Here is an 18,920-nt window from a genome sequence, read left to right as displayed (position 1 = left end):
CTTGAGTCAATGAGCATGATCGGGGAATACATTGAAAGTATGGAAAAAAATGATCGGCCTGAGGAATATTGCCATTCATGCCTATTTCGGCATAGACCTCGAAATCGTTTGGAGAATTGTATCAACCAATATCCCCGATGCAAAGACTGAAATAACGAAATTGCTTGACTCTTTCCATGATCTATAATAATTCTCCCCTCACCCCACGAACACGCATGGCCATCGCCATGCGCAAGGGTAAACCCGACCGTGTGCCGGTGATGTGCCAGCTTTCCATCGGGCACTACCTCCTGAATACCCCGGTGACCCCCGCACGCATGTGGTTCAGCTCGGAAGGATTCACGGAGGCGCTGGTAACACTGCAGAGGCGATACCGGTTCGACGGCATCCTCGTCAATCTGCCGGGACATCCCGAGGACTGGACACGGGAGATCGCGCGTATCGAGGAGCGCACGGAAGCCGAGGTGGTATGGTGGAAAGACGGTTCGTACACTGTCTGCCCGCGGGACGATTCGGCGGCGACCTTCCGGAAACATCCCGTCACGGGAGAATACGTCCAGGACAACCGAATACGGCTCGCCATCGATGAGGTGGAAATCGACCGTCTTTTCTACGAGACTCCACATACCTGCGGCGGTCTGAAATACCCCTATTTCTCCTATGATATCGAACGGGGATACCGGAGTCCATCCAGGCCTGAGGAGTGGTTCCCGGAATCCGAATTCCGAACCATCGAGCTTGTGCAGAAAGCGACCGGCGGGGCAGTGAGCATTCAGGGTGAATTCTTCAGCCCGTTCACCCAGTTCATGGAACTCCTCGGCTACGAAAACGCGCTCGTTGCGCTCATTACGCATCCTGAAAAGAGCAAAGCAATTCTGGGACGGTACGCGGAAGGCTGCATATATTACGGCCGGGAGCTGGCCCGGATGGGAGTCGACGCCATCCTTATGAGCTCGGCGTTTGCAGGCGGCGGTTTCATATCACGGCAGATGTACGGGGAGTATGTTCTTCCGTTCGAAAAGGCCTGCTGGGACGGCATCAGGCGCGAATTCCCCTCTGTGCCCTGCTACACCCACACCTGCGGCGCAATCGGCGACCGCCTGGACCTCATGGAAGCCACCGGCCTCGACGGCATCGACACCCTTGACCCTCCGCCGCTCGGAACGGTCGAGCTTGACAGAGCGAAAAAATTTCTCGACAACCGGGTATTCATCAAAGGAAATATCGATTCGGTGAATACCCTGCTCCTGAAAGACCTTGGCGCGGCGAGAGAGGACATCATACGGCGTCTGGCCTGGGGAAAGCCGGGGGGCGCCTACATCCTTTCCACCGCGTGCAGTGTGGCGCCGCGGGTGAATCCGGACCGGCTCGAAATGATGGCGGGGCTGTGCGAGGAGTATGGGAGGTATGGAAAGGAATGAAATTGTACATGTGGGTTATACATTCAAACCAAACAAGCCTCCTTTTCCGGAGGCCGCTTCATTCCCCCAGGAGGCGTTTGCTGGCGTTCATGATGGTGAGGCCGATGACCTCGCCATGTTCGTAACGTATTATGATGTCGTCATCAGTCAATTCGCTGTTGTCGGCGTGACTCGGTTTTTTGAAATTTACATACAGCACATCCGCTTCGGGATCGTATGTAGACCAAAGAGATTGTTTGGGGGAGTGTTTCACGGCGGAAATCATCCGAACATATTCGTCAACTACTATAGGGGCCATACCTGTATCCTCCTCTCGAGCGAATCGACTCGTCTTGTAAGAAAGGCGGTGATGATGAACCCCTCCTGGTCCATCTCTCGGTAGGGCACGACAAGGAACTTGCCGTCCCTGATCTCGCGGAAGGCGATCAGTTCTCCCTGATTGCCTGCAAAAATCTTCAATGGATTCGAAATTGTATCGAGGACTTCTTCCCTCATCCCGGCAAGTTCGCAGTGCCCCTCGGTGATATGCGTCCATCGTTCAGTGGTAAGTAGAATCCGGACGCCATTCTTCGATATCACCGTTGCCGCTTCGCGGGAACGATAAAACCGTTTCATCCATACATCGCCTTCCCATTCACCGGTTGATATCACAACAATTGTATGGAGAATATATTTCGCGCATAAAACGATACTGAAATCAGTGCTTATTGTCAAGTAAAAGAATGCATCAAACTTCCTGTCAGAATGTAAATTTTCCCCAATCCACCCTTTCCGTCTTGACATTGACCTGTCGTTTTCCTTTCTTTCCTATGCAAGCATGTTATATCCTTGAATATATCAAAACTCGTTTCAGGAGGCCCCAATGCTTCGCATCGGCATCGCACAAGTTCCCCAGACTCCATACATCGGAAAAAACCTTGACAAAGTCCTTGAATATATGGATAAAGCCGTGAGAGCGGGAGTGGAACTCCTCTGCTTTCCGGAGACGCATATCCCCGGCTACCGCGTGGGGCTGCTCGAACCGGACTCCCCGGTGAACGAGGACGCGCTCGAACGGGCGTCTGAGACCATCTGCGCGAAGGCGAAGGAGCTTGCAATGGGAGTGATTTTCGGAACTGAGACGCCCAATCCCGGAGGGAAACCGTTCAACAGCGCCCAAGTAGTAAACGAGAAGGGTGAACTTCTCACGGTGCATCACAAATCGAGGCTTACCCCGGCGGACGCCCGGGCTTATGCGTTCCCGCAGAGCGGCCCTACCGCATTCACTTTCAAAGGCGTGCCGATGGGGGTTGTCATCTGTTTCGAGGGATTCCGATACCCGGAGAATGTGCGGATGCTGGCAAAAGGTGGCGCGAAGATAGTTTTCCATCCGCAGTGCAACCATTTTTTTGCGAGCATGTCGTGGAAACTGCCGGTACACGAGGCGCTCATCACCGCGCGCGCCGCCGAGAACACCGTGTGGTTCGTCTCGGCGAACATGTGCCACCCTGCCAATAATTGCCGCTCGCTTGTGGTCGCCCCCAACGGTCTTATCCAGGAAGCCTCGGTGCTTGGCCAGGAGATGCTCCTCACCGCGAACATCGACCCATATCGGGCCACTCATGCATTCCTCAAGGATGACCTGGACGAAATGGCAAGGGCGCTTGGGGAAGCATAAAAATTATACCGTTCTGGCAGCCCAACTCTCCAGCCAGCGGTACTTCGGGGTAAGGTATTCCGCCCGCATGGAATCTGCATCGCGGTTCAGCGACCTCAGGAGCGCTTCTTCTTCGCGGGAGAACGCCGGCCGGTACGCTGCTTCAAGATTGGACGCCAGCTCTCCGGAAGTATTCATTGCTGTCATAACGCAGTCTATCTGGTCATTGGCAAACGCATACCTCAGCATGGCATGGCTGAGAGAGGGACCTTTTTTATAATATCCTTTGTTCAAGGCAAAGGCGACCATGTCGTCGCTGCCCATGGGTTTGATGCCGAGTATACCCAGTCCCAGTGCGGAGCACCGGGGTATGAGGGCGGAGTAATCATTCGGCGGCATCCCGGAGCCTTTTTTAGGGCGGCCGATGCTATGGTGGAAATTGTAAACGATCATGACAAAATCAAGAACATCCTTATATTTCTCCACAAACCCGGACATCTGGACAGCGTCATGGGACACAACTCCGACAGCACGGATTTTTCCGGCTTTCCTGTTCTTCTCCAGGATGGCGATACGCTCGTCGTTCAACGTCTGAGTACGGTACAGGTCGATGTAATCGGTATAAAATTTCTGAAGGGCCTCATCGATCTCAGCCTGCATTTCCTTGTTCGATTTTACCGCGCAGAGTGAAATCACCGCTTCCTTTCGGAATCCCCTCACACTTTTGCCCATAGGCTCGAACTGTTTATACCCGCCGTGGTCGTATACATCGAATGTGGAAATCCCTCGCTCGAATCCTGCTTTGATCATACGGTCACGGAGCTTCGGATTCTTGATAAGCACGGGTTTCAGGTGCGAACCGAACCCGAACTGTGAAACATCGATCCCGGTTTTTCCCAGCTTCTTCCGGGAGATAGTTCCGGTCTTCATCTTCACTCCGGATAACACCGAACATCCGGATGCTGCCAGGACGGGTGCAGCCGCGCTCATGAAAAAATATCGCCTGTTCATTTCCCTCACCCCCTGCCCCCTCTCCCGTAAGCGGGCGAGGGGAAAAGAATAGTTGCTTCTTTTGAATTTAAAAATATTGTGCCGTGATTTAAAATTAGATCCTGAAACGAGTTCAGGATGTAGCGGACTCTTCGACAGGCTCTGAGTCCGCTGACCGAGCACTGAGCTTGTCGAAGTGCACGTGTCATCCTGAACTCGTTTCAGGATCTAATCACTCAAAACATGAGCAATAATTATGTCGTCATATATAGTGGTTTGAAAAGACGAAATAACTATTTCTTTTCAATGGTGTATTCAACGATGTCCAGCGGATTATTGAATTCCTGGGCGGCCTTCAATACATAATCCTGGAAAGCTTCCCGATTTTTATTGTCGAGCCCCTCGCTCCATGCGCCGGCGAAAAGATATTCAAAGGTCTTTTCGTCATTAACCGGTATCCTGAAACAATGGTTTCCGCCATAGGATTTAACATACTGGTACTGCGGTTTGTATTTGTCTTTGACCACAAGCGCGAGACCTTCAAAATCAAGAACAGCCCGCACCTTTTCCTGCCCTTTTTCATCGGGACTGGGCGACTCGATGACGACATTTTTCCCGTAAGAAATGACCGTGCCGCCTTTCTGGTAGTAGTCGTATTGATCCATAATGGCTCTCATGCCGCAGCCGAAAAGCGTTTTCTTTTCCTCCGGAACGAAGGTTTTAAATACCGCCTTGCAGGTCGAATAATATTTATCGGCGTAAGCGGTATAGTATTGGTCGAGAGCATACAATCCTTTTCCGGAACGCCAGTCCATGGTTCGGACAAGGATTATGCTTCTCATGGGGCCGTTGACCACAACATCCCGCGAATACCGTGTATTATAATACTGCCCCTCTTTGCTCGTGGGGCTGAATCTTGGCCGTGAAACCGAATCGGGAATGGCCGGCTCTTCAAAAAGGCAGAGCCCGGCTGCTCCAAAAGTGCTGCCGACAAGGAGAATGTCCAGGCCGTATCTATACGGCCTGTTATACCCGGCCCAGTTTTCGATGCATTCCATTGGCGTTATCATGATACGTTCCCGCTTGCCGAATAAATCCACATCGGTAAGGGTGGCGATTTTCCATCCGATCACTTCCGATTCCCACCAGGGTATAAAATTGCGTTCGTAATTGCCTATGATGCAATGTGTTTCATGTCTGTAAAGCCCTCGAAGCCATAATTGCTGAGGCGGTTGCACATATACATAAACAGTTTTTGTTTCCTTTGGCTTTATATCACAGGCAAAATACAGTTCATCCCATAGCCCGTCCTTGTCAAGATCGTCGAGCTGATACCGAAGATAATGGCCGTTGGTTTCCTGACGGGTTTTCCAGCCGCCGACAGCTTTTATCTCCGCCTCGGTCGGTTCCGTGTCCGATGGCAGGGAAGGGTCGACGACAGTCACGTAAAAATCGCTGATATTGGGGATGGGAAAATCTTTTCGAGGGATGATTACCGGACAGTATGTACGGCCGAAATCAAGAACATTTTTCAACACAACTTTCACCCGTGTTGCGGGAATGTAATTGCCTTCGGTATACCATTGATAATCCGGTCCCCTGGATTGTGACCCGGCGTGGAAAGGAAAGAGAACTATCAGCAAGAACACGGTAAGATATTTCAATTTAATCCTCCTTCATCGGTTTCTCCAAATATGCTCTATACAGGATACATTTTCCGGGGGCAAAAGTCAAAAGGAAAGAAAAGGATGAAGGATTGTCTGAACCACTGATTTGTGTGATGTGAGTGATAGAAGATGATGAAAAGACAGAAAGATTGTCTGAACCACGGATGGTCAGGATGAACGGATAAACGGGATGTAAATAAATTTATCCAGACGCAAAAGCGATAAAGAAAGTATACAAAATACAGAAGAGGGAAAATATCTTTTCATCCTGTCTTTGTCTCTTTATCCTGTCCTTCAATCCCGGCTATCCGTGGTTCAGACATCTTCATTTCTTTCTTTGCGAACTTTGCGAACTTTGCGAGAAATTGTCTTTTATTCTGACTCCTGTATTCTGCTTTTTAATAATATTTCGCCTTGGAAATATCGGTCGAAAGGAGCAAAGAGCCGATTTTATGGAGTTCGGGTATAGGTCCCTTGAAAATGTGCAGGTGGAGTTCATGAAATTCCGACTCACCCCTGGCCATTTTTTTCGCCGGGCTGTGGCACTCCATTTCGGTGAAACCGCCCATGTTGCCGTCATCATTGTACATCTCGATAGCGTCGCCGTAATCGCTCTTCTTGCCCCAGGGCTTGTCTACATAGATCCCTTTAGGATCGACCGTGAAAAGTTGGACGAACAGTATTCCCTGGCCGCTGCCCTCATCCTTAAGGTATGCGATACCAGGCCCGGCGGCTTTAGCGTTCACACCGATCTTTGAGCGGTATTTCCCGTCGATCTTCACCGAGATGATATTGTTCTCGATGGCAATACGGTCCGGCCCCAGCGGATTGAAATAGTCGCGGTATGCCCTCTTTGGGTCGGCTTTTTTGGCGAGGGGGATGAGCATGGTCCCGGAGGGATTCATCTGGAGAAGGCTCCAGAGGCAGATATAGGGCATGTCCTTGCCGATTATTCCATCGGATAGATTCTGCATGGAATGGAAGAGATTTATGCCTACATACTTGAGGTCCTTCGGCAACACCGTCCCGACCGAATCGGTATAGAAAGGAACAAGCTGGATACGGCGGGTGAGGAGAAGGTTATAGGTCTTCCCCATGTTGGATTTGATGCTTGTGGTAAGCTGAAGGGTAACTTCGCCTTTACCCTGAGCATACACTGTATAGGGCGCCGGGTCGAGCTCGGCGGGCACAAACCACTTCTTCGCATCCTTGTCCTCCGGCAGGAAAAACAGGTCTTCGGGAGACAGCCAGGTACGGAGACCTCCGGCGTTCCAGCTCGGCGGTTTGGCGCTGAAGTAACTTCCATCGAGGATGGACTTATCTACCCAGAAGAGGTTGTCGCCGTTATCCCCGTCAAAGGAAACACCCATGACCCTTCCGGCCAGTGCGGGATCGATGACCAACTGCGGCCCGGAAGGATCCATTCCGGCGAGGGTTATGAGCTGTTTATTCTCTTTTCCGACCTGCCTGGGGATTATGGGACGTTTGGTGGAGTCGGTTAGCGCGTTTTTCAGAGCCAGAAGGCTGTTCGGAGGGGGCGGCGGTTGCACTGCCTTTTCGGGAGCTTTTTTCGAACATGAAGCCAGACCGATTATCAGCAGGAAAACAATAAGCAAAAGCAGACCTTTGTAAAGGGACGAAAGCATTGTTCTCCTCCTTGAGTGGGTGAAGAGGATGGGGGCGCAGCGTTTCTCAACGGTGTAAGTGAATAGAAGATAAAAAGACGCAAGGATTTTTGCAAGCGGGAAAAACACCCGCATTCCCTAAACCTCCTCTCCAAGTGGGTAAGGGGAACTCCGTTCCGGTGGCTCAGGATTATGAATCCATGTGGAATCAGCTTGACTTTTAAGAGAATATTGCTATAATGTCTGCATAAAGTATAGATGACTTATATTCGACCGGCAGATGAGGACTTGATGCCTACCGTTCACGGTATTCCTGGTCCGTACCGTCTATTTTTCTACAGTTTTGACTGCAATGAGTCAAAACACGTTCACGTTCGCCGTGAACGCATGTTGTGTAAGTTTTGGCTTGAGCCGGTAGCCCTGGCTGCCAACGATGGATTCCCACCGGCAGAATTGAATCGTATTCGCGCCCTTATTGTCAGACACTTGGAGAATATCTTGGAGGCATGGAATGAACACTGTGGCGAATAGCGAGCCGCGTATTATAGGATTGAAAGTGACGAATGAGAGCATTAAAGCGCAATTGGCGGATGGCAGGACGGTGAGCGTGCCGTTGGCGTGGTCATGGCGTTTATCGGAAGCAACACCAGAGCAACGAAAAAACTTTGAGATCATGGGAAACGGAGAAGGAGTTCATTGGCCTGATATAGATGAGGACATCAGCGCCAATGGGATGCTCTGTGGAACGCCTGCGCGTCGTGCTAAACATGTAGCGAAATCTATTTGACGAAAAAAAATATTTCTGAGACTGGGCATAAAAAGGAATTGCCCGATATACTGAATCGTGGCTTTCAGTTCCCCTCTTCACCCCCTCTTTACTTCCTCCGCTATCATCATCAGGTTTTTCCATGGCGCATTGAGCGGGACCGCGCATTCCGGGCCGATGATATCGATGCCGACAGCCTTTTTCTTTCGCACATCCGCGGCGATGGATTCGGGAGTACCCTTCAGGATTATGTCGAAATTGCTCGTGCCGCCCATGAGCGAGAGCTTCTCACCAGCCAGTTCGCGGGCGGTTCCGGCCGGGACTTTGGAATCGAAATGAAAACAGGCGACGCCAGTCTCACGGATATACCCGATACGGTCGCCGGTTTCCCCGCAGATATGCAGGATTATGGGGCAGGCAAGGCGTTCGTTGATCTCAAAATGGACATCTTTCAGAAAATCACGGTACGCAAGCGGCGAGCAGAGGTCCCTGGTGGCATGGTCGCCCAGGGTCAGGGCGTCCGCGCCTGCCTCGATCTGCGCTTTCCCGAAAGCGACAGTAACCTCTTTCAGGGTTGAGATCGCACATTTCACCGCATCCGGATTAAGAATGGTGTTGATCAGGAATTCCTCCACTCCGAACAGGTGATACCCAAGAGTCCAGGGGCCGAATACCTTCCCGACCACCGCGACCTCGCTGCCATGCCGTTTTTTCAGAATTTCAAGCGCTCGAAGCGGAACACGGCATTCCGGCCTGGCAAGAAAATCCGGCGGGATGATGATCTCATCCTCGATCCCGTACAACCCTCCGCGGCAGTCCGGCATCTTGTCGATGCTTCCCCAGTCGGTCCGGCAGCCCAGGGCCGCCGATTCGTGACTGACACTGAACAGGGGCATGACATTATCGAAGCCAAGCTCTGTATACCCTGCCTCCGCAAGCCCGGCCATCTTTCCCGGATCAAAGTGCACATCGGGAAAGAAGAAACCGGTTTTCTCCATCAGGTCGACTGTGACTATGGAAGTGGCGCTGCCTGTTGCCGGCCGGGACGTCGGTTTTCTCTCCAGCGCCTGTAAAAATATATCGCGCGGTTTCATGGTTTCCCTATGAGCAGAGGAAAAGAATCATGATCGCCGCTTCCACCGACAGTTCCCGCAGTGTGACCTTCTCCGTGGCAGTATGGCAGTCGGCAATCTCCCCGGCGCCGGTGCTCAGCGCGGGAATTTTCATGATGTTCGTATAGAACCAGGTGTCGGATGAAGCCGGCTGGGCGGCTATCTCGGTCTTCACTCCCATGGCCTGGTAGCAATCCACCAGTTTTTGCACAAAAGGAAGCCTGGGATCGATACGGCAGGTGTCGTGACGGTACTGGAAGGTCATCTCGCAATGGTCCCTGAGCCATTCCGGCCCACGGGTTTTGACCCGCTCGACAAGTTCCCGCATGACCTCTTCCTTCGGAGTGGTGAGCAGCCCGAAAACTCCCTTGAACACGGCCTTCTGGGGCGCCATTGCAGGCCAGTCCCCTGCATTGAGCTGCCCGAAGGTCACTGACATGGGATTTTTGAATTTCAGGAACAGCGGATCGTCGGCATGGGTCTTTGCCAGGAGCTCGTCGTGGTATTCCTCGATGATACGCATGGCCTCGATGGCCATCTTGAGGGCGCTCACCGTAGTTTGCGAGGAGCCGGGATGCCCCGCCTGGCCGAATACGGTTCCGGTGAACCAGACCGCTCCACGGGTTGAGGTGATAATATTATTAGAGCAGGGTTCCATGATGACACAGTAATCGGCGATCTCACCGCGGCGAATGAACGCGAGGGTTCCGTTGCCGCCGGTCTCCTCTTCGATGACAAGGTGGATGATTACATCGCCGGGCGGCCTGATGCCCAGCTTTTTCATGACTTTGAGCATGGTCCAGATTACCGCAACCTGCCCCTTGTCGTCGGCGGCGCCGCGGCCATAGAGAGCGCCATCCCTGATGTAAGGTTCAAAGGGCCTCTCCTGCCCCATCGAAGGCGGAACCACATCCACATGGGAATTGAGAATCACCCGCTTTCCGTTGCCCGCGCCCTTGAACACCGCACGCACATTGGGCCTGCCTGAATAGGGACGGTCATCGGTACGGAAGGCGTAATCCGGGTCGTTTACAATCTCTTCGGGAACGGGGACCAGCTCGCATTCATCCGCCGCCTCCCAAAATTGACCGTGCAGCCACTCCATCGCCGAGTCTTCATAGCCGCTTATCGATTCAAAACGCACAAGCCGGTCAAGGAAGGCGGCGGTTTCCTCATGAAAGTCAAGGCAGGTTTGAAGAATGTGTTCTTTATCGATCATTGAGTATACTCCAAAATGAATGTCAAGCAGCATGAGGCTGTCTGGTGCGCATTGCATCAGAAGCGCCTTCGGTGAGTGATATTGAAATCATACTGACGAGTTGAAGGGTCATTTTACATTTTTACTATCTTACCATTCGACAAGGTTCGCGATCTGATTTGTGATCGTTTATAGATGCCGAAACAAGTTCGGCATGACACGTGTCATCCTGAACTTGTTTCAGGATCTAAATCGAAGCAATTCTTCCAAAATACCTACTAAATGACATACTCGGATTACTTTATTAAAGGCTTGCAAGCACCTTTTTTATGATGTCCAGGCTCTCGTCCGCCTCGTCCCTGGTGATGACCAGGGGAGGAGCGACCCGGATCACATTCCCGGAGACCGAGCCGATGATAAGGCCTTTCCTGCAGCACTCGTCGATTATACGGCGGGTGGTTTTGGGATCGCGCTCCTTGGTCTTTTTGTCTTTCACGATGTCGAGACCCATGACGAGGCCGCTGCCACGGACATCGCCCAGGCAGCGGCACTTTTCCTGCATGGCTTTAAGGCGGGTTTTTATGTATTCGCCCATTGTCTGGGAATTCTCCACCAGCCTCTCCTCCTTGAAGATGTCGAGGATGGCATGGGAAGCTGCGCAGCAGATGGGATTGCCGCCCCAGGTGGAGCTCATCTCTCCTTCGCCGAGCGATTCCATGATCCGCGATTCCGCCAGGAGGCAGGAAATGGGCATACCGGAGCCGATGCCCTTGCCGATGGTGACCATGTTGGGTTTGAGACCTTCCCATTCCAGGGCCAGGAACTTGCCTGTACGGCCGAAGGATGACTGGACTTCGTCGAGGATGAAAACGATATCGTGATCCCTGCACCACTTTTCGAGGGATTTCAGGAAGCCTGAGGGAGGAAAGATGAATCCGGCAGCGCCCTGGTAAGGCTCGATGATGAGGCCGGCGATGGAGCCGGTGGACTGTGCATAGACGGTCTTGTCCATGAATTCGAGGCACTGGGAAGCCACATCGGCGCTCTCAGAACCGAAGGGATTCCGGTAGGGGTCCGGGTAGGGAACATGGATAATGCCGGGCACCACCGGGCCGAATTGTTTCTTGGTTCCCATCTTTCCGGCGAGACTCATGGTTCCCATGGTGCGGCCGTGAAAGGCGCCGAAAAAGGATATAATCTCGAAATTGCCGGTGAACCGCTTCGCCACCCGCACCGCGGCGTCCACGGCTTCGGAGCCGACTGTGGCGAAAAATGCGTTATTCAGGTTATCCGGTGCAAGCCTGACCATGCGCTCGGCCAGGGTAATCCGCTCCACAGTGGGGGAATCATAACAGTTCAGGAGTCGCTGGGCCTGGTCGGCGATGGCTTTGGCGAGCTTCGGATGGGCATGACCCACATTGGTAACCAAAACGCCGCTGGTCCAGTCGATGAACGCGTTGCCGTCCACATCCCATACGGTCACTCCCCTGGCATGATCCCAGACAATGGGCGCCTGAAGATTAAGACAGCGGGACTCGTATTTTTCAGAAATGGCCTTATACGCAAGGGTTTTCGGCCCGGGTATGGGCGTTTTTATATTAACAACCATAGCATGTATTTCCTTATTTTTAAAAATATGATATTCTATAAATCGGCTGAAAGTCGTATTTCGATAAAACCTCACCCGGCCTTCGGCCACCCTCTCCTAATTAGGAGAGGGTAAAGATGTGGCACGTAAAGAGTTACCCCCCTCTCCTGACTAGGAGAGGGGGACAGGGGGTGTGGTTTAAAACAGTGAAGAAGGGTGTATGAGCGCCCCCTAGTGAGAATTGTATCTTTCTTTTACGCCTTCAATTTCAGCTTCGGGCTTTGTAACACTTCGGGATTGACAATGCTTTTGGGCGGTTTGCCCGCCAGGCACCTCTTCAGGTCCTCCACTATCAGTACCCGGATATCCCACCCGCCTTCCTCGCTGTACCAGGCAAGGTGCGGAGTGAGTATTACATTTTCCAATCCCAGCAGCTCATAATCAGGCTGGGGCGGCTCGAATTCGTAGACATCGATGCCTGCGCCGGCAAGCATCTTGTTCCGCAGAGCCTCCGCCAGATCGTGAACATTCACCACCGGCCCGCGGGCGGTGTTGATCAGGATGGCGGATTTTTTCATGAGCCGGAAAAGATCGGCTTTGAACATTCCTCTCGTCTCATTGGTCACCGGAACGTGGATGGTGACAATATCCGACTCTTTCAGGAGCGTTTCCAGCGGGGTGAGTTCGATTCCTAATTCCTTCTGCCGTTCACCGGACATATAGGGATCGCAGACCAGAATCCGCATCCCGAATGAGCGCATCTTGCGGAGAACGATGCTTCCGATGTTTCCGCAGCCGACGATGCCGAGCGTTTTGCCGCCCATACGGTAGACCGGGTAGATGCGGTCGAAAACCCATAAATGCCGGGCCACGGAATCCTTGAGAATATCGATCTGGATGAACAGCTTGCGGTATACAGCGAGCATGAGCATGATCGCCTGCTCTGCTACATCTTCGCTCGAAGCGGTCGGCTCGTTGGCGCAGATAATGCCGTTTTCGGTAGCCGCAGGCAGGTTCAGATTGTCAAACCCTATGCCGTGACGGATGATTACCTTGACATTATCCAGCCCGGCCATGACTTCAGGAGTCATCTTAGCCATATTGACCACCAGGAAATCGGCGTCCCGGAAGTTTTTGATTAATTCTTCCGTGGAAGCCGTTTTAAGCTGGTAATAGGAAAAATCCACGCCGAGTTTGTCCATTTCCGCTTTTTCATAGTCAAGCTCGCGTTCGATGTAATCGGTGATTTTGATAACCGGTTTCTTCGCCATGCGCCAGTTCTCCTAGAGGGTGGACAGATCGATGAGTGTACCGCCTGCTTCAGCGCTCATGTGCGCCGCCACACAGATCTTGGAGACCTCCAGACCGTCCATGGCATTGGCGTAAAGACCGGTAAGGTCCCGGACACTCCCGCCGTTGAGCACGTGGTAGAGGTGCTCGCCGAATTCCATGATGGACCAGATGCCGTATCCGCCGTATGTGACCTTGCCGTCAGGGGTGTGTTTCTCGGCGTAAACGCCGAGATTGAACGACTTCTGAGTCTGGCCTTTCAGGCAGGCGCCTGCGCCGCGGTCCTGGCTGTCAACTTCGTAGATACCCTCGGTGCCGACTACCCGGATAGCCTGGTTTACAATGGCTTCGAATCCTTCGGGCAGAATCCAGCAGGCGTCCACAGTAAAGGTGGCGCCGTTTTCGAACAGGATGGTGACGGAAAGGCTGTCCCAGAAATCCAGCCCCAGGCTTCTCAGCTTGTCCTTGTGGCCGGTGGCGAACACCTTGGCGCCGTTGGACTTGATGACCCAGCGGATGAGATCCACAAAATGCACGCCCACGAACCAGAAGGGGGAGGCGCCGGCCGGCCAGTTCTTGAACCAGTCGCGGGATACTTCGATCCGGTCCTCCATGTAAGCGTACCCATACTGAATCTTGCCCAGCTCTCCCATACGGGCGGCACGTTCCAGTTCCACATGGTACATATCGAGACGCTTGTGGTAATCCACCATAAAAATCTTTTCAGGATTGTTGTTGGAAGCTTCAATGATCTTCCGGCAGTGTTCCATTGTGGTAGCCATGGGTTTTTCACAGAGGACATGGCATCCCATTTCAAGGCCGGCCAGCGCTATATCGGCGTGCATGACATCCGGGGTTACCACCGAGATAGCGTCGAGTTTCTCCTTTTCTATCATTTCACGGAAATCGGCGTATGCTTTTATACCATACTCCTTGGCGGCTTTATTGCGGGCTTCTTCCTTCAAGTCAGCAATCGCAACCAATTCCACCTTACCTTCATTCTGCGATTGAGTGAATGCCTTGAGATGCCATTGCCCGAAGATGCCTCCTCCGACAACTCCAATCCTTCCTACTTTTGCCATGTTCGCGCTCCTTTTTTTAATGGAATGAGAGATCAGGTATACACGCTTATGAAAATCAGTTTCGATCCTTTCACTGCATTGATGGCATGCCGGTACGAACCGTGAAAATACAGGGAATCGCCTTCCTTCAGCGATATGGTTTTATCTTCCACATTCACTGCAATTTCTCCGGACAGGAGATGAATGAATTCCCTGCCGTCAAACGAGTCATGCTCCATGGTGGAAGAACCTTTCTCCATCTCCATGACCGTGACAATAAACCGCTTGTCCAGAATGATATGGCCGAAATCATGAAGCGTAACTCCCTTTTCCGAAACCAGGCGCTGTTTCTCCTTGTCGATTTTGAAAATCTGAGGCTCTTCCACATCTTCCACAAGGTACACGATGGTAGTATCGAGAGCGCGGGCGATCTCAAGAATGGTGCTCAGTTTGGGGCTGTAAACGCCTTTTTCAATATTAGATATGGTTACAGAGCTGACGCTGGTTTTTTTCGAGAGGTCTTCAATAGACATGTGACGAGCGAGCCTTAGAGTATGAACTCGTTTCCCGACTATGCTCATCCTCTTTTCGGGTATTCCGTCAAAATTTTCAGCGGCCATCGCTCGAGAAGCCCCCTGTTTAAGATGAAACCAAATTGCCAAAGAGATCAAAACTAATATAGAAAAATGTCAGGTATGAATCAAAGTTTTTTTGGGGATTTCCAAAGAAATATTTGACCTTTCATCTTTCCGGCGGCAGCACATACTCTCCGATTTTCAATCCGGGCATCGAGCGGACAGCTTTGGAAAGATTCACGACTTCGGCGACAGGCTCGTTTCCCTTCGGCTCGTAGAAGAGGTAGAGGTTCCGCTCGGAATAGAGGGCGCCTTGGGGGACGGTGATGAGCTGCTTCCGGTCCCAGCCCACATGGAAATAGATAAGCGGGCGGAACCAGTACTGGAGATCGCCGTTGGAAACATACGTGGCGTTGTCGAACAGGGTGGGAGGTGCGCCGTTCGGGCCGATGGCGGAGAAACTTTCCCTGATAGTGGCGGCGCCCACTCCTTTGGCAGGGTTGTAGAAAGTCAGGAACGGTACTGTGTCCGCCAGCCGCAGGATGTCGCCGTGCTTGTTGACCGGCTTATAGCTGCTCAGCGGGTGTGTGACAGTCCGGCCGCCGTCATCCCAGCCGATATGGGTGAAGAATCCTGGACTGAAAATGAGCTGATCGTTGCGGATGGCCACCACGCCGATCGGCTCACGGACATCCACCACCGTTCCGGACTCTACATAGGCTCTCCGGGTGAAAATGCGGTAGGTCACCGCAAGGTGAACCTCCGGAATGCCGGGAAACGCCCCGCTGCGGCGGATTTCGGTGTAAAGCGGCCCGGTTTCGATCTCGCAGACCTCCGGCGGGTCCCAGGCAAAGGAGTGGATCCATCCCCGCGCCGGAACGAACACGCAGGGGTTCCAGTGCATGACGTTCTCCGCGGTTTTAAACGGCGCGTCAGGCTTGGATTTGAGGGTTACAGCGGAAAGCTGCCCGGAATCGTGATTGGTGGACTCGCCGATTCCTGGTTTTTTACCGTGGAGCTGCACCACCATTTTCGAGTTCTCGATGGTCCAGGCGGGGCCTTTGCCGGAGACTTTCAGGTCGGTCGGATAAGAGGGCGCGGCGGCATCCGGGTTGCCGTAGAGCAGGAAATACCGGGCGTCCCCGTTTCCCGGCGCTTCATCGAAAAAGGTGATCATGCCGTTCTGCGTGGGAAGGCTCCTCCCGCTCTCGGTGTCCTTGGTCCATCGGAAAAGCCGTGAGAGCTGGAACGGGATTTCCTTTTCTCCGGAAGCGGTTTCGAGCACCAGGCGAATTTCCTTTTCCGGGCGGGTGCACCGGTCGGAGAAAAGGGAGAATGTTACATCCACCGGCGCCAGCCCTGCAGTTCCGGCGTCACGGTGAGTCAGGGTGATGGGCATGCGGTACTTCCAGGCGTCCGCCGCAGTTGCCGGGGAACTTGTGGTGAAAAACACCAGCAGGATAGAGATCACCATAAAGGCTGTGTTCAGGGTATTATTTTTCGGCATGGATTATACTCCTTTTCCATTTTTGCCGCGGATTGCGCGGATTTTCGCAGATAAGATATATTCTTCTATCCGTGTAAATCTGCGATATCAGCGGCTCTCTTCTTTTGTCTTTTCTTCCTTCATCCTTGCTTTTCCCGCCGCCGACCTTCCGGCCAGCGCCCCGGTGGCCCAGCATTGATGCAGGTTATAGCCTCCGCAGTCGCCGTCCGCATCGATGATCTCCCCGGCGAAAAAAAGTCCCGGGCAAAGCTTCGACTCCATGGTGTGGGAGTAAATCTCGGATAGGGATACTCCGCCGCGGGTCACCAACGCTTCCTCTATGGGTTCGGTGGCAATCACCGTCAACGGCAGGGTTTTCAGGAGCCGGAGCAGGCGGAGGCGTTCCTCACGGGTCACATGGCCTGCGGTCAGCTCCGGGTTGAATCCGAAATGAGAGGTGAATATTTTCATGAGCGATTCCGGCATGAGGGTATGGAGAATGGTGGAAAGCCTGCGCCTGGGGTTTTCCTGCAGTTCGCGGAGCAGGCGGGCGTCGAGCTTCTTCTCGTCGAGGGCCGGTTTCAGGTCTATTTCCACCCGGACAGGGCCGCCGCCGCCGCTCAGCGTATCCGTGAGGAAACGGCTGATTTCCAGGGTGATCGGCCCGCCGATGCCATTGTGGGTAAAAAGCATCTCCCCGAACCGGGTGATACGTTTTTTCCCGAGGTGAGCGGCCAGCAGAACATTTTTCAGGGCAAGCCCCGCCGCCTCGCGGGGCCATGTTTCTTCAGTGATCAGGGGCACCAGGCTCGGATGCGGCTCCACGATGGTGTGGCCGAGTTTCCGGGCGAAAGCATACCCATCGCCGGTCGAGCCTGTTCTCCGCATGGAAAGCCCTCCGGTGGCCAGGATAACTGCTCCGGAGCGGTAAATCCCCCGGCCGGAGCTTATCTCGAAAGCGCCCGAACAGCCGCTGATTGATTTCACCGGCGCGGCCATGTGCAGGATGACTCCGGCAGCTTCCGCCTCTTTCAGAAGGGCTTTGAGAATGTCTTCGGCGCGGTCGCTTGCCGGGAATACCCGCGCCCCGCGCTCCACCTTGAGCGGCGCCCCCAGCGATTCGAAAAACCGTACTGCTTCTTCCGGGGGAAATGCATACGCCGCCGGTTTGAGGAAACGCGCAGCCTTCCGGTCGAATCCTTCCAGGAAAGATTCGATGGTCCCGGAGTGAGAGAGGTTGCATCTTCCGCCGCCGGTGGCCAGGAGCTTCCTTCCGGGTTTCGGCCCGGCTTCGAGGAGAATAACCGCGGCTCCGCTCCGCGCTCCTTCGATAGCGGCCATGAGCCCGGCAGGACCGGCGCCGGCTATGATAATGTCAATATTTTTTTCCTGCGTTTTTGATCCCTCCGGCGCTTTGCGCCGACCCCCTTATCGAAGGGGGTTAAAAGAGCTTTTTCGTCTATAATCTTTTGTCCCCCTTAGCAAGGGGGATGTCCGTAGGACAGGGGGATATCTTCACACTTCCACATCCAGGCTTTCTTTAAGCTTCTTCATATCCTCAGGAAGATCAACCTCGAATACCATCTCCTTCCCGGTGAACGGATGCCTTAATTCCAGTCGCCCGGCATGGAGGGCCTGACGGTCCAGATCCTTGAGCAGTCTCCGCGCCCGTTCGCGGATTTCCGGGTCGAATCCTTTTAGGCGCTCCTCGCGGCCTCCATAGTCAGGATCGCCGAACACATGGTGACCGATAGAGGCCAGATGCACCCGGATCTGGTGGGTTCGGCCGGTTTCAAGGGTGACATTCAACCGGGAGAGAAAGGAATACCGATGCGTGGTTTCATAATGGGTGACAGCCGGGCGGCCTTCCGGGACTACCGCCTGGAGGGTCCGTATCCGTGGGTGACGGCCCACGGGTGCATCGATGGTCCCGGAAGGCGGATGGGGATGGCCCCAGACGAATGCAGTATAGATACGCTTTATCCGGCGCTCGGAAATCATCCGTGCGAGAAGTGCATGGGTTTCATCATCCAGGGCGATGACCAAGAGGCCGGATGTATTCATATCAAGACGGTGCACGATTCCGGGCCTGAAAGCGCCGCCTTGGGTGGAAAGCCCCTGGCAGTAGTGGAGGAGCGCGGAGGCAAGTGTTCCTGTAACATTACCGCAGCCGGGGTGGACGACCATGCCCGCAGGCTTGTTCACCACCAGCATCTGCCTATCCTCGTATACAATGTCGAGGGGAAGATTTTCCGGGAGAAAATGCTGTTCGTGGACTGCCGGAATGGTCAGCTCGATCATGTCCCCAGGCGATACCGGGTATGACGGCTTTATCGCAGCGCAGTCATCCACTGCTGTGAAACCTTCATCGATGAGGTTTTTTATCCGTGAGCGTGAAAGCCCGGAAGCCGCGGCAAGAAAAATATCGAGACGCTTTCCGGCTTCTTTTTCCCCGACAGTGAAGGTGCGGATGTCATCAAATTCGTCCATGTGATTTTTTTTGTG

General features: G+C 53.3%; 19 protein-coding genes. 5 read left to right on the top strand and 14 right to left on the bottom strand.

Annotated elements, in window-relative coordinates:
* Positions 1-31 precede the first annotated feature (31 nt).
* Both Q8O92_06975 and Q8O92_06970 read left to right on the top strand, forming a co-directional pair.
* Entirely contained in the window at positions 32-187 is a 156-nt protein-coding gene (locus Q8O92_06975; protein MDP2983053.1) for a DUF86 domain-containing protein, read from the top strand.
* Positions 165-1,421 (top strand): uroporphyrinogen decarboxylase family protein, encoded by a 1,257-nt coding sequence (locus Q8O92_06970; protein ID MDP2983052.1) that lies wholly within the window; start codon positions 165-167, stop codon positions 1,419-1,421. The genes Q8O92_06975 and Q8O92_06970 overlap by 23 nt, the downstream gene beginning before the upstream one ends.
* Before the next feature lie 58 nt (positions 1,422-1,479).
* Here the strand turns inward: Q8O92_06970 and Q8O92_06965 are convergent, their stop codons facing one another.
* Both Q8O92_06965 and Q8O92_06960 read right to left on the bottom strand, forming a co-directional pair.
* Entirely contained in the window at positions 1,480-1,719 is a 240-nt protein-coding gene (locus tag Q8O92_06965; protein MDP2983051.1) for a DUF2283 domain-containing protein, read from the bottom strand.
* Positions 1,707-2,036 carry a hypothetical protein gene (locus Q8O92_06960; GenBank protein ID MDP2983050.1) on the bottom strand — a complete coding sequence of 110 codons (330 nt, stop codon included), beginning with the start codon at positions 2,034-2,036 and terminating at the stop codon, positions 1,707-1,709. The genes Q8O92_06965 and Q8O92_06960 overlap by 13 nt, the downstream gene beginning before the upstream one ends.
* 247 nt (positions 2,037-2,283) lie before the next feature.
* Here Q8O92_06960 and Q8O92_06955 point away from each other — a divergent pair, with 247 nt between their 5' ends.
* Positions 2,284-3,078, top strand: a complete 795-nt coding sequence (locus Q8O92_06955; GenBank protein MDP2983049.1) for a carbon-nitrogen hydrolase family protein — start codon at positions 2,284-2,286, stop codon at positions 3,076-3,078.
* A 3-nt stretch (positions 3,079-3,081) separates the two neighbouring features.
* Here Q8O92_06955 and Q8O92_06950 read toward each other — a convergent pair whose 3' ends face one another.
* From Q8O92_06950 to Q8O92_06940, 3 genes are all read right to left on the bottom strand, one after another.
* On the bottom strand, positions 3,082-4,068 hold the full coding sequence (locus Q8O92_06950) for an aldo/keto reductase (GenBank protein ID MDP2983048.1): 987 nt from the start codon (positions 4,066-4,068) through the stop codon (positions 3,082-3,084).
* A gap of 272 nt (positions 4,069-4,340) precedes the next feature.
* Positions 4,341-5,711 carry a DUF4861 family protein gene (locus Q8O92_06945; GenBank protein ID MDP2983047.1) on the bottom strand — a complete coding sequence of 457 codons (1,371 nt, stop codon included), beginning with the start codon at positions 5,709-5,711 and terminating at the stop codon, positions 4,341-4,343.
* Between the two features lie 401 nt (positions 5,712-6,112).
* Positions 6,113-7,360, bottom strand: coding sequence for a hypothetical protein (locus Q8O92_06940; protein ID MDP2983046.1), 1,248 nt, complete (start codon positions 7,358-7,360; stop codon positions 6,113-6,115).
* A gap of 270 nt (positions 7,361-7,630) precedes the next feature.
* On the opposite strand from Q8O92_06940, the gene Q8O92_06935 reads away from it, so the two are divergent.
* Positions 7,631-7,870 (top strand): DUF4160 domain-containing protein, encoded by a 240-nt coding sequence (locus Q8O92_06935; GenBank protein ID MDP2983045.1) that lies wholly within the window; start codon positions 7,631-7,633, stop codon positions 7,868-7,870.
* Positions 7,851-8,126, top strand: coding sequence for a DUF2442 domain-containing protein (locus Q8O92_06930; GenBank protein ID MDP2983044.1), 276 nt, complete (start codon positions 7,851-7,853; stop codon positions 8,124-8,126). Before Q8O92_06935 ends, Q8O92_06930 begins: the two co-directional genes overlap by 20 nt.
* A gap of 77 nt (positions 8,127-8,203) precedes the next feature.
* Here Q8O92_06930 and Q8O92_06925 read toward each other — a convergent pair whose 3' ends face one another.
* From Q8O92_06925 to Q8O92_06885, 9 genes are all read right to left on the bottom strand, one after another.
* The gene (locus Q8O92_06925; GenBank protein MDP2983043.1) at positions 8,204-9,199 is read right to left on the bottom strand and encodes a uroporphyrinogen decarboxylase family protein; all 996 of its coding nucleotides are present in this window, start codon (positions 9,197-9,199) and stop codon (positions 8,204-8,206) included.
* A 7-nt stretch (positions 9,200-9,206) separates the two neighbouring features.
* Entirely contained in the window at positions 9,207-10,436 is a 1,230-nt protein-coding gene (locus Q8O92_06920; protein ID MDP2983042.1) for a M20/M25/M40 family metallo-hydrolase, read from the bottom strand.
* A gap of 283 nt (positions 10,437-10,719) precedes the next feature.
* Positions 10,720-12,024 (bottom strand): aspartate aminotransferase family protein, encoded by a 1,305-nt coding sequence (locus tag Q8O92_06915; protein MDP2983041.1) that lies wholly within the window; start codon positions 12,022-12,024, stop codon positions 10,720-10,722.
* 233 nt (positions 12,025-12,257) lie between these two features.
* On the bottom strand, positions 12,258-13,274 hold the full coding sequence (locus Q8O92_06910; protein ID MDP2983040.1) for a C-terminal binding protein: 1,017 nt from the start codon (positions 13,272-13,274) through the stop codon (positions 12,258-12,260).
* 12 nt (positions 13,275-13,286) lie between these two features.
* On the bottom strand, positions 13,287-14,375 hold the full coding sequence (locus Q8O92_06905) for a Gfo/Idh/MocA family oxidoreductase (GenBank protein ID MDP2983039.1): 1,089 nt from the start codon (positions 14,373-14,375) through the stop codon (positions 13,287-13,289).
* Positions 14,376-14,407: 32 nt separating this feature from the next.
* Complete coding sequence (locus tag Q8O92_06900) at positions 14,408-14,974, bottom strand: XRE family transcriptional regulator (protein MDP2983038.1); 567 nt, start codon at positions 14,972-14,974, stop codon at positions 14,408-14,410.
* Between the two features lie 121 nt (positions 14,975-15,095).
* Positions 15,096-16,436 carry a hypothetical protein gene (locus Q8O92_06895; protein ID MDP2983037.1) on the bottom strand — a complete coding sequence of 447 codons (1,341 nt, stop codon included), beginning with the start codon at positions 16,434-16,436 and terminating at the stop codon, positions 15,096-15,098.
* 87 nt (positions 16,437-16,523) lie between these two features.
* The gene (locus tag Q8O92_06890; GenBank protein ID MDP2983036.1) at positions 16,524-17,783 is read right to left on the bottom strand and encodes an NAD(P)/FAD-dependent oxidoreductase; all 1,260 of its coding nucleotides are present in this window, start codon (positions 17,781-17,783) and stop codon (positions 16,524-16,526) included.
* Between the two features lie 147 nt (positions 17,784-17,930).
* Complete coding sequence (locus tag Q8O92_06885) at positions 17,931-18,905, bottom strand: RluA family pseudouridine synthase (protein MDP2983035.1); 975 nt, start codon at positions 18,903-18,905, stop codon at positions 17,931-17,933.
* Positions 18,906-18,920: the final 15 nt, after the last annotated feature.

Origin of the sequence: Candidatus Latescibacter sp. (genome assembly GCA_030692375.1) — a bacterium.
Lineage (GTDB): Bacteria > Latescibacterota > Latescibacteria > Latescibacterales > Latescibacteraceae > JAUYCD01.
Note: the sequence above shows the minus strand (reverse complement) of the source record. Positions and strands in the feature narration are given on the sequence as shown.